Genomic DNA, 10122 nt, shown 5'->3' with positions numbered 1-10122 from the left:
GTCGTGCACCAGGACGATGTCTGGCGCGTCGGGTGCCAGCGCCTCCAGCCCCGCCAGCACGCTGGCCTGGCGGGTGGCGCCGCCGGCGACCGGCGGGCGGATCGGCAGGCCCTCCAGCGCCGCGGCCAGCCTTGCCTCCTCTCCGGCGGGGCCGACAGGCTGGATGGCGGCGACGCCGCCCTCGCGCAGCAGCGACTCGGCGGCGTGGCGCAGCACCGGGCGGCCCAGCAGGGACAGGTACTGCTTGGGCACCTCGGCGCCGAAGCGCTGCCCGCGCCCGGCAGCCATCAGCAGGGCGATGACGGTCATGCCGCAGCCTAGCCGCCCGCCAGGGGAAGGTCACGCAGCGCCCCGGCGCGGCGCGGCCACGTCCAGACCACGGCATGTCCAGCGCCTGCCGGATTCTTCAGCAGATGCTCCGCGATCGGTTGGTGGACGGTGGACGAGCCGTCCAACAATCGCTAATTCGCCTAATTCATGAGCATCCCCCAACCCGGCACCGTGCCGGGCGGCCTCCGGCCCATCGACCTTGGCGGCGCGCGAATCGAGGTCCCCGTGATCCTCGCGCCGATGTCGGGCGTGACCGACCTGCCGTTCCGCCGCCTTGCGCGCGGGCTCGGCACCGGCCTCGTCGTGTCCGAGATGATCGCCTCCAACGCCATGGTGCGGGAGAACCGGACCACGCTGAAGATGGCGGAGGTGCCAAGGGAGATTGACGGCTTCGGCGCGCCGTCCTCCGTGCAGCTCGCGGGCTGCGACCCGCAGGTGATGGGCGAGGCGGCGAAGCTGGTCGTGGACCGCGGCGCCGCCATCGTGGACATCAATTTCGGCTGCCCGGTGAAGAAGGTCGCGCTCGGCCAGCAGGCCGGCTCCGCGCTGATGCGCGACGAGATCGCCGCGGCGCGCATCCTGGAAGCCACCGTGAAGGCGGTCTCCGTGCCGGTGACGCTGAAGATGCGCATGGGCTGGGACCACAAGAGCCTGAATGCCCCGCGCCTGGCGCAGATCGCGCAGGACTGCGGCATCCGCATGGTCACGGTGCATGGCCGCACGCGGCAGATGTTCTACACCGGCACCGCCGACTGGGCCTTCGTGCGCCAGGTGAAGGACGCCGTGCGCATCCCCGTCATCGTCAACGGCGACATCCTGGGGCCGGAGGACGCGGCGGAGGCGCTGCGCCGCTCCGGCGCGGATGGCGTGATGATCGGCCGCGGCTGCTATGGACGCCCATGGCTGCCGCGCGTCGTCGCCGAATACCTGAACACCGGCGTGCTCGGCGCCGAGCCCGACCTGACGGAGCAGCTGGCGACGCTGCTCGCGCATTACGACGCGATGCTGGAGCACCATGGCCGCGACCCCGGGCTGCGGCTCGCCCGCAAGCATGTCGCCTGGTACTCCAAGGGCCTGCCCGGCTCCGCCGAGTTCCGCGCCGAGGTCAACCGGCTTGACGACGCGGACGCCGTGATCGCGCTGATCCGCCGCTTCTACGAGCCGCTGGCGGAACGCGGTGTCCAGCGCCAGCGCGCGGAGCACGAGCCACGCGACCGGCCCGCCGGCCGCGACGGAACCGACGAGCTGATGGCGGCATGAGGGCCGGGATCCTCGCGCGCCGTGGGGCCGCCCCCGCGCCCGCCCCGAAGCTGACGCCCGAGGCGGCGGCGGTGCTCGGCGCGCTGCCGGTCGCGGCGGTGGTGCTGGACGAGGCCGACCGGTTCCGCTTCGCCAACCCCGCCGCGGAACTGTTCTTCCAGCTGTCGGCCCCGTCGCTGGCCGCCATGTCGCTGCGCGACCTGCTGCCGCCGGACAACCGCCTCTTCGGGCTGCTGGACCAGGTGCGCCGGCACGACGCGCCGGTGCGTGACCACGACCTGGCCCTGGAAAGCCCGCGCCTGCGACGCCTGGGTGTCGCCGCGCAGGGCGCGCCGCTGCCGGAACTGCCGGGCGGCGTCGTGCTGACGCTGCAGGACGCCTCCACCGCGCAGATGCTGGACCGCCAGCTGAACTTCCGCGGCGCCGCGCGCGGCGCCTCCGCCATGGCGGCGATGCTCGCCCACGAGGTCAAGAACCCGCTTTCCGGCATCCGCGGCGCCGCGCAGCTGCTGGAGCAGGGAGCCAGCGAGGCGGACCGCGAGCTCTGTGTGCTGATCCAGGACGAGGCCGACCGCATCCGCAACCTGGTCGAGCGGATGGACATGTTCTCAGACCGCCCGGTCGAGCGCGCGGCCGTGAACATCCACGAGGTGCTGGACCATGTCCGCCGCATCGCGCTCTCAGGCTTCGCGGCGCATCTGCGCATCGTGCAGGACTACGACCCCTCGCTGCCGGCGGTCTGGGGCAACCGCGACCAGCTGGTGCAGATCCTGCTGAACCTGGTGAAGAACGCCGCCGAGGCGGTGGATCCCCGGGAGGGCGAGATCCAGCTCGTCACCGCCTATCACCACGGCGTGCGAATCGCCGTGCCCGGCAGCTCGGAACGCGTGCACCTGCCGCTGCAGGTGCAGGTGCGCGACAACGGCCCGGGCATCCCGGAAGAGGTGCGCGCCACGCTGTTCGAGCCATTCGTGACCACCAAGCGCGGCGGCCAGGGCCTGGGCCTGGCGCTGGTCGCCAAGCTGGTGACCGACCAGGGCGGGCTGATCGAATGCGACAGCCGGCCGGGCCGCACCACCTTCCGCCTCTCGCTGCCCGCGCCGCCCCGGCGCACCGAATAGCCGCGTCGTTCAGGAGCCATGCCATGAGCGAAGTCGCCGTCCCGCCCGCCGCTGCCGCGACCCGGACCATCCTGGTCGCGGATGACGACCGGGCGATCCGCACGGTGCTCAGCCAGGCGCTCGGCCGCTCCGGCTACCATGTCCGCGCCACCTCCTCGGCGTCCACGCTGTGGCGCTGGGTGGAGGACGGGGAAGGGGATCTGGTGATCACGGACGTGGTCATGCCCGACGAGAACGGCCTCGACCTCGTCCCCCGCATCCGCCGCGTGCGCCCCGACCTGCGCGTGGTGGTGATGAGCGCGCAGTCCACCTTCTCCACCGCGCTGAAGGCGACCCAGCGCGGCGCGTTCGACTACCTGCCGAAGCCCTTCGACCTGAAGGAGCTGCTGGCCGTGGTCGGCCGCGCGCTCGCAACGCCGAGCACGACGGAGACACCGGAGGGCGAGGAGCAGGAGGAGCGCCTGCCGCTGGTCGGCCGCAGCGCGGCCATGCAGGAGATCTACCGCACCGTCGCGCGGCTCACGACAACCGACCTGACGGTGATGATCACCGGCGAGTCGGGCACCGGCAAGGAGCTGGTCGCGCGCGCCCTGCATGACTACGGCCGCCGCCGCTCCGGGCCCTTCGTGGCCATCAACATGGCCGCCATCCCGCGCGAGCTGATCGAGAGCGAGCTGTTCGGGCACGAGCGCGGCGCCTTCACCGGCGCGCTGAACCGCGGCGTCGGCCGCTTCGAGCAGGCGGCCGGCGGCACGCTGTTCCTCGACGAGATCGGCGACATGCCGCCGGAGGCGCAGACCCGCCTGCTGCGCGTGCTGCAGGAAGGCGAGTTCACCACCGTCGGCGGGCGCCAGCCGATCAAGGCGAATGTCCGCATCGTCGCCGCGACGCACCGCGACCTGCGCCAGGCGATCCGCGGCGGGATGTTCCGCGAGGACCTGTTCTACCGCCTGAACGTCGTGCCCATCCGCCTGCCGCCGCTGCGCGAGCGGATCGAGGACATCCCGCTGCTGGCGCGCCATTTCCTGGAACGCGCCCGCATCGCCGGACTGCCGGCCAAGCAGCTCGACCAGGCGGCGATGGAGCGGCTGAAGGCGCATGCCTGGCCCGGCAACGCCCGCGAGCTGGAGAACCTGATGCGGCGTATGGCCGCGCTCTACCCGCAGGAGACGATCGGCGCGGATGCCGTCGCCGCCGAACTGGCCGAGGCATCGCCGCCGACGGAGGACGCGCCCCGCGCGCCGGAGACGCTGGAGCAATCGGTCGAGCGTCACCTGCAGGGCTTCATGGCCGCCCACAAGGACGGCATGCCGATCCGCGACCTCTACGACCGCGTGCTGGCGGAGGTGGAGCGGCCGCTGCTGCGGCTCGCGCTCTCCGCCACCCGCGGCAACCAGATCAAGGCGGCCGCGATGCTGGGCCTCAATCGCAACACGCTGCGCAAGAAGCTGCGGGAGCTCGACCTTCCCGTGGTGCGCGGCCTGCCGTGAGCGGCGCCGCCGGCACCGGCCGGCGACGGATTGCCGACATCCTGCTGGGCCGGGCGACGACGCTCGGCCTGGCGGTGACCGCGGTGCTGCTGGGGCTCGCCACCTTCGTCCTGCTGGCCGGCGGCTCTCCGCTCGGCCCGACCCGGCCGGGGCAGATCGTCGGCGTCGTGCTGGCCAATGCGGGCGTGCTGCTGCTGCTCGCGGCCTCGCTCATCGCCCGGCTCGTGCGGGTCTGGGCGGAGCGCCGGCGGGGCAGCGCCGGAGCGCGGCTGCATGTGCGCCTTGTGCTGCTGTTCGGCGTGGTGGCGATCGTGCCCTCGCTCACCGTCGCCGCCTTCTCCGCCATCTTCTTCAACCTCGGCATCCAGGCCTGGTTCAGCGACCGCGTGCGGGACACGCTGGAGGCCAGCCTCGTCGCCTCCCGCGCCTGGCTCGACCAGCACCGCGACGAGATCCGGGTGGATGCGCTGGCGATGGCCGCCGACCTGAACCGCGCCGCGCAGATCTTCCTGCCCGGGAACATGCCGGCCTTCGAGCGCCTGCTGGCCACCCAGGCCTCCATCCGCGGCCTGACCGAGGCGGTGGTGGTGGAGCCGCGGCTGGGCCAGATCGTGGCGCAGGCCGGCTTCGTCTCCGGCGGCGTGATCGAGCTGCCCTCCGCCTGGGCACTCGAGCAGCTGCGCCACAGCGAGGTGGCGGTGGTCCCGGGCGAGAGCGAGGCGCGCGTGCGCGCGCTGGCGCTGCTGGATGTGGAGCCCGGGCTCGTGCTCGTGATCGGCCGTCCGCTGGATGCCGGCATCCTGGAGCATCTGCGTCGCACGGAGCTGGCCTTCCAGGAATACGACCGGCTGGACCGCAACCGTGGCAGCCTGCAGGTCACCTTCGCGCTGGTCTTCGTCTGCGCCGCGCTGCTGGTGCTGCTGGCCGCGGTGCTGGTGGGCCTGGTCTTCGCGAACCAGCTCGCGCGCCCGATCAGCAGGCTGATCGCCGCGGCCGAGCGGGTGCGCGCCGGCGACCTGGCGACGCGGGTGGAGGAGGGCACCGCGGATGACGAGCTGACCTCGCTCAGCCGCGCCTTCAACCGCATGACCAGCCAGCTTTCCGCCCAGCGCGGCGAGCTGATGGAAGCCTATCGCCAGCTGGACGAGCGCCGCCGCTTCACCGAGACGGTGCTGTCCGGCGTCTCGGCCGGGGTGATCGGCCTGGATGCCGAGGGGCGGGTGAACCTGCCGAACCGCCGGGCGAGCGAATTGCTGGAACTCGACCTCGATGCCGGCTTCGGCCTGCCGCTGGCCAGGGTGGTGCCGGAATTCGCCGAGCTGATCGCCGAGGCTTCCGCCGCCCCGGAGCGACCGCGCATGGCGGAGATCCCGATCGGCCCGCCGTCGCGCCGCCGGACGCTGATCGCGCGCATCGGGGCGGAGATGCAGCAGGGCCGCATCGCCGGCTTCGTACTGACCTTCGACGACATCACGGAGCTGCAATCCGCCCAGCGCAAGGCCGCCTGGGCCGATGTGGCGCGCCGCATCGCCCACGAGATCAAGAACCCCCTGACCCCGATCCAGCTCTCGGCGGAACGGCTGAAGCGCAAATACCTGAAGGAGATCGGGACCGACCCCGACACCTTCCGAGCGTTGACCGACACCATCGTGCGGCAAGTCGGCGACATCGGCCGCATGGTGGACGAGTTCTCCGCCTTCGCCCGCATGCCCCAGCCTGTGATCCGGCCCGAGGATCTGGGCCAGCTGGTCCGCGAGGCGCTGGTGCTGCAGCGGGCCGCCCATCACGAGATCGCCTACGTCGTGACCATTCCGGATCCGGCGCCCGTGGTCCCCGCCGACCGCCGCCTGATCGGCCAGGCGCTGACCAACCTGCTGCAGAATGCGGCCGACGCGATAGCCGGCCGGCCGCGCGGCGACGCGCCGGAGCCGCCGCCCGGTGAAGCGCCCGGGGCGCCTGCCGGCCACATCTCGGTGCGCATCGAGCCCGCGCCGGAGGGCTGGGCGATCGTGGTGGAGGACGATGGAGTCGGCCTCCCCGAGGGGGAGGAGCGGGCCCGGCTGACCGAGCCCTATGTCACGCACAAGGCGAAGGGTACGGGGCTTGGCCTTGCCATCGTCAAGAAGATCATGGAGGACCATGGGGGACGGCTCGCCCTGGAGGACCGCGGCGGCGCGCCCGGGGCCAGGGCGGTCCTGATCCTTCCCGCGGACCAGGCGGGAACGCCGCGGCGGGAGGAGTTGGGGGTGGGCTTGGGACGAGTCGGCCATGGCGCATGACATCCTGATCGTCGACGACGAGCCCGACATCCGCGCCCTCATCGAGGGCATCCTGGCGGATGAGGGCTATCAGACCCGGCAGGCGGCCAATTCCGACCAGGCGCTGGCGGCGTTCCGCGTGCGCCGCCCCTCGCTGGTCGTCCTCGACATCTGGCTGCAGAATTCCCGTCTGGACGGCCTCGGCATCCTCTCGGTGATGCACCAGGAGGAGCCGCGCGTGCCCTGCGTGATGATCTCCGGCCACGGCACGATCGAGACGGCGGTCCAGGCGATCCAGCAGGGCGCCTACGACTTCATCGAGAAGCCCTTCAAGGCGGACCGCCTGCTGCTGATCGTCTCCCGCGCGCTCGAGGCGGCGCGCCTGAAGCGGGAGGTCAGCGAGCTCAAGCTGCGCGCCGGGGCGGAGACGGAGCTGGTCGGCGTCTCCTCCGCCACCGCCCAGCTGCGCCAGGCCATCGAGCGCGTGGCGCCCACCGGCTCCCGCGTGCTGATCAGCGGGCCTGCCGGGGCGGGCAAGGAGGTCGCGGCGCGGATGCTGCACGCCCGATCCCGCCGCAACGACGGCCCCTTCGTCGCGCTGAACTGCGCCACCCTGGCGCCGAACCGCTTCGAGGAGGAGCTGTTCGGCGTGGAGGCGGGCACCGACGCCAACGCCCAGCCACGCCGCGCAGGGGTGCTGGAACGCGCGCATGGCGGCACGCTGTTGCTGGACGAGGTCGGCGACATGCCGCTCGAGACCCAGGGCAAGATCGTGCGCGCCCTGCAGGAACAGGGCTTTACCCGGGTGGGCGGCGCGCAGCGCGTGCAGGTGGATGTCCGCGTCATCGCCACGACCAGCAAGGACCTGCAGGCCGAGATCTCCGGCAACCGTTTCCGCGAGGACCTCTACTACCGCCTGGCCGTCGTGCCGCTGAAGATCCCGCCGCTGCGTGAGCGGCGGGAGGATATTCCGGCGCTCGCGCGGCACTTCATGGCGAAGTCCGTCGAGACCTCCGGCATGCCGCCGCGCGATCTGACGGAGGACGCGCTGGCCGCGATGCAGGCCTATGACTGGCCGGGCAACGTACGGGAGCTGCGCAACCTGATCGACTGGCTGCTGATCATGGCGCCGGGCGACGCGCGGGAGCCGATCCGGCCGGACATGCTGCCCCCCCAGGTCGGAGCCGCCGCGCCCGCCGTGCTGAAGCTGGACCGGTCGAGCGAGATCATGACACTGCCGCTGCGCGAGGCGCGCGAGCTGTTCGAGCGGCAGTATCTGGAGGCCCAGCTGCTGCGCTTCGGCGGGAACATCAGCCGCACCGCCGCCTTCGTCGGCATGGAGCGCAGCGCGCTCCACCGCAAGCTGAAGTTCCTGGGCGTGAACGCCGAGGACCGCGCGCCGGCAGGCGGGGGATGATCGAGGCGGCGCGTTGCGCAACAATGCAGCATCGGCCTTGCGCCCGACAGGGCGCCGCGCGCAGGGCTGACATCCGGCGGGGCGAGGCAGCGCGCAGGCGCGAAGCCAAGGCCGCGGAGCGGCCGCCCGGCGTCTGAGGGTCACAGGAATGTCGCGCATTGCCTATGTGAACGGGAAATACGTCCGCCAGCCCGAGGCGTCGGTCAATGTCGAGGACCGCGGCTACCAGTTCGGCGACGGCATCTATGAGGTCGTCCACCTGTATGGCGGCCGCTACGTGGACGAGGACCGCCATCTGGCGCGGCTGGAACGCAGCCTGAAGGAGATCCGGCTGCCCATGCCGATGTCGCGCGCCGCGCTCAGCATGGTGCTGCGCGAGGTCGCGCGCCGGAACCGCGTGACGGAGGGCCTGCTCTACATGCAGGTCACCCGCGGCGTGGCGCGGCGCGACCATCCCTTCCCGGCGAAGCCCGTGCCGCCCGCGCTGGTCGTCACCGTGAAGCGCATCCCGCCCTATCCGACCGATGTGGACAAATGGCAGGCCAGCGCCATCACGCTGCCCGACCTGCGCTGGGCGCGGCGCGACATCAAGTCCGTGAACCTGCTGCCCAACGTCCTGGCCCGCCAGGCCGCCCGGGAGAAGGGGGCGATCGAGGCGATCCTCTACGACCAGGCGACCGGGATCGTCACGGAAGGCGCGGCCACCACCTTCTGGATCGTGGACGAGCACGGCGCCATCCGCACGCGCCACCTGGACGAGGTGATCCTGCCCGGCTGCACCCGCGGCGCGCTGATGGCGGAACTCCAGGCCGCCGGCATCCCGTTCGACGAGACGCCCTTCACCGTGGACGACATGCGCAAGGCACGCGAAGCCTTCATCACCTCCGCCACCTCCTTCGTGCGGCCGATCACGAAGATCGACGGCGCGCCGGTCGGCGACGGGAGGGTCGGCCCCGTCGTGCGGCAGCTCTTCGATCTCTTCGCACGCCACGTGAAGGGCGACCTGCGCAATGCCGCCTGACGGCGGCGCCATTCCGCCGCCGGCCTGCGTCCTCTGGGACTGGGACAACACGCTGGTGGATGGCTGGGCTGCCATCCAACATGGCCTGAACGTCACCTTCCGCGACTTCGGCATGCCCGAATGGGATCGTGAAACGGTGCTGGCGCGCGTCCGCGGCTCGCTGCGCGATACGTTCCCCGGGATGTTCGGCGCGGAATGGGAACGGGCACGCGACATCTTCTACGCCGCCGTGCGCGCCTGCCACCTGAAGGTCCTTCGGCCGATGCCCGGCGCCGCCGGCGCGATCGCCGCAGCCGGCGCGCTCGGCCCGCAGGCGGTGATCAGCAACAAGCAGGGCCCGCTGCTGCGCACGGAAGCGGCGCATCTCGGCTGGGATGGCGCCTTCGCCGCGCTGGTCGGCGCCGGCGACGCCACGGCCGACAAGCCCGATGCCGCGCCGTTCCGCCTGGCGCTCGGCGCCTGTGGCGTGAACCCGAGCCCGCAGGTCTGGTATGTCGGCGACACCGCGATGGACATGCGCGCCGCGCGCACGGCAGGGTGTCGCGCCGTGCTGGTCGGCCGCGCCGAACACGATGGCGGCGTCGCGAATGCCGCGCCCGACCTCGCCTTCGAAGACGCGGCAGCCCTTGCGGATACGTTGCGTCGCATGGCCGGTAAGGTGTCGGCAGCGGACTGAGTGCGCAGAACCGCCGACCCTCCCTTGCCAGGGCGCCCGCACCTCTGGAAAGCTAGCCATCGTCGGACCTGCACGCGGCCCCTGCGGCGCGGCAGGCCAACAACAAGAAGGACCAACCCTCCGTGGCCGCCGAGAAGTCGCAGAACGTGCAGGACGTGTTCCTCAACCACGTCCGGAAATCGAAGACGCCCGTCACCATCTTCCTGGTGAACGGCGTGAAGCTGCAGGGCATCATCACCTGGTTCGACAATTTCTCCGTCCTGCTGCGGCGGGACGGCCACACTCAGCTCGTCTACAAGCACGCCATCAGCACGGTTATGCCCGGCGCGCCGATCTCCCTCTTTGATGCCAGCACGGCCGGCGCGGCCGCGGGTACCGCGGCCCCGACGGAAGGCGCCGCTCCGGCGCGCGAGGGCCGGCTCAGCCTCGGCCGCGAGGTGAACCCTGTCGGGCGCGGCGAATAGCAACCAGCCGCCGGGCGAGGAGCGCGGCCCCACAAGGGCCGCGGTCGTTCTGCCGCATGAGCGGCCGGGGCGCGCCGACGGCGCC

General features: G+C 72.1%; 9 protein-coding genes. 8 read left to right on the top strand and 1 reads right to left on the bottom strand.

The annotated features are described in order from the left end of the window. Positions 1 to 309 (bottom strand): IspD/TarI family cytidylyltransferase (locus OZN99_RS17675; protein ID WP_270936584.1); only part of this gene is annotated, 309 nt, incomplete at its 3' end. 168 nt (positions 310 to 477) lie between these two features. Between OZN99_RS17675 and dusB the strand changes: the two genes are divergently transcribed. The 8 genes from dusB (at position 478) to hfq (ending at position 10037) form a co-directional block, all read left to right on the top strand. After that, entirely contained in the window at positions 478 to 1590 is a 1113-nt protein-coding gene (dusB, locus tag OZN99_RS17670) for a tRNA dihydrouridine synthase DusB (protein ID WP_270936583.1), read from the top strand. Next, the gene (locus OZN99_RS17665) at positions 1587 to 2711 is read left to right on the top strand and encodes a two-component system sensor histidine kinase NtrB (protein WP_270936582.1); all 1125 of its coding nucleotides are present in this window, start codon (positions 1587 to 1589) and stop codon (positions 2709 to 2711) included. Before dusB ends, OZN99_RS17665 begins: the two co-directional genes overlap by 4 nt. A gap of 23 nt (positions 2712 to 2734) precedes the next feature. Next, positions 2735 to 4201, top strand: a complete 1467-nt coding sequence (ntrC, locus tag OZN99_RS17660; protein WP_270936581.1) for a nitrogen regulation protein NR(I) — start codon at positions 2735 to 2737, stop codon at positions 4199 to 4201. Then, on the top strand, positions 4198 to 6480 hold the full coding sequence (locus tag OZN99_RS17655; RefSeq protein ID WP_270936580.1) for a sensor histidine kinase NtrY-like: 2283 nt from the start codon (positions 4198 to 4200) through the stop codon (positions 6478 to 6480). The genes ntrC and OZN99_RS17655 overlap by 4 nt, the downstream gene beginning before the upstream one ends. Beyond that, positions 6470 to 7876 carry a nitrogen assimilation response regulator NtrX gene (ntrX, locus tag OZN99_RS17650; protein ID WP_270936579.1) on the top strand — a complete coding sequence of 469 codons (1407 nt, stop codon included), beginning with the start codon at positions 6470 to 6472 and terminating at the stop codon, positions 7874 to 7876. Before OZN99_RS17655 ends, ntrX begins: the two co-directional genes overlap by 11 nt. A 148-nt stretch (positions 7877 to 8024) precedes the next feature. Beyond that, the gene (locus OZN99_RS17645; protein WP_270936578.1) at positions 8025 to 8897 is read left to right on the top strand and encodes a D-amino-acid transaminase; all 873 of its coding nucleotides are present in this window, start codon (positions 8025 to 8027) and stop codon (positions 8895 to 8897) included. Further along, complete coding sequence (locus OZN99_RS17640; protein ID WP_270936577.1) at positions 8887 to 9573, top strand: HAD family hydrolase; 687 nt, start codon at positions 8887 to 8889, stop codon at positions 9571 to 9573. The genes OZN99_RS17645 and OZN99_RS17640 overlap by 11 nt, the downstream gene beginning before the upstream one ends. Before the next feature lie 122 nt (positions 9574 to 9695). Next, positions 9696 to 10037, top strand: a complete 342-nt coding sequence (gene hfq, locus OZN99_RS17635) for an RNA chaperone Hfq (RefSeq protein WP_270936576.1) — start codon at positions 9696 to 9698, stop codon at positions 10035 to 10037. Positions 10038 to 10122: the final 85 nt, after the last annotated feature.

Origin of the sequence: Falsiroseomonas oryzae (assembly GCF_027856955.1) — a bacterium.
GTDB classification, from domain to species: Bacteria; Pseudomonadota; Alphaproteobacteria; order Acetobacterales; family Acetobacteraceae; genus Falsiroseomonas; species Falsiroseomonas oryzae.
The sequence above is the reverse complement of the archived record's forward strand: the minus strand, read 5'-3'. Positions and strand labels throughout refer to the sequence as shown.

What these genes read in the sequence shown, in the direction of transcription:
- dusB (WP_270936583.1), top strand. Translation starts at nt 478, where the DNA reads ATGAGCATCCCCCAACCCGGCACCGTGCCGGGCGGCCTCCGGCCCATC.
- OZN99_RS17665 (WP_270936582.1), top strand. Translation starts at nt 1,587, where the DNA reads ATGAGGGCCGGGATCCTCGCGCGCCGTGGGGCCGCCCCCGCGCCCGCC.
- ntrC (WP_270936581.1), top strand. Translation starts at nt 2,735, where the DNA reads ATGAGCGAAGTCGCCGTCCCGCCCGCCGCTGCCGCGACCCGGACCATC.
- ntrX (WP_270936579.1), top strand. Translation starts at nt 6,470, where the DNA reads ATGGCGCATGACATCCTGATCGTCGACGACGAGCCCGACATCCGCGCC.
- OZN99_RS17645 (WP_270936578.1), top strand. Translation starts at nt 8,025, where the DNA reads ATGTCGCGCATTGCCTATGTGAACGGGAAATACGTCCGCCAGCCCGAG.
- OZN99_RS17640 (WP_270936577.1), top strand. Translation starts at nt 8,887, where the DNA reads ATGCCGCCTGACGGCGGCGCCATTCCGCCGCCGGCCTGCGTCCTCTGG.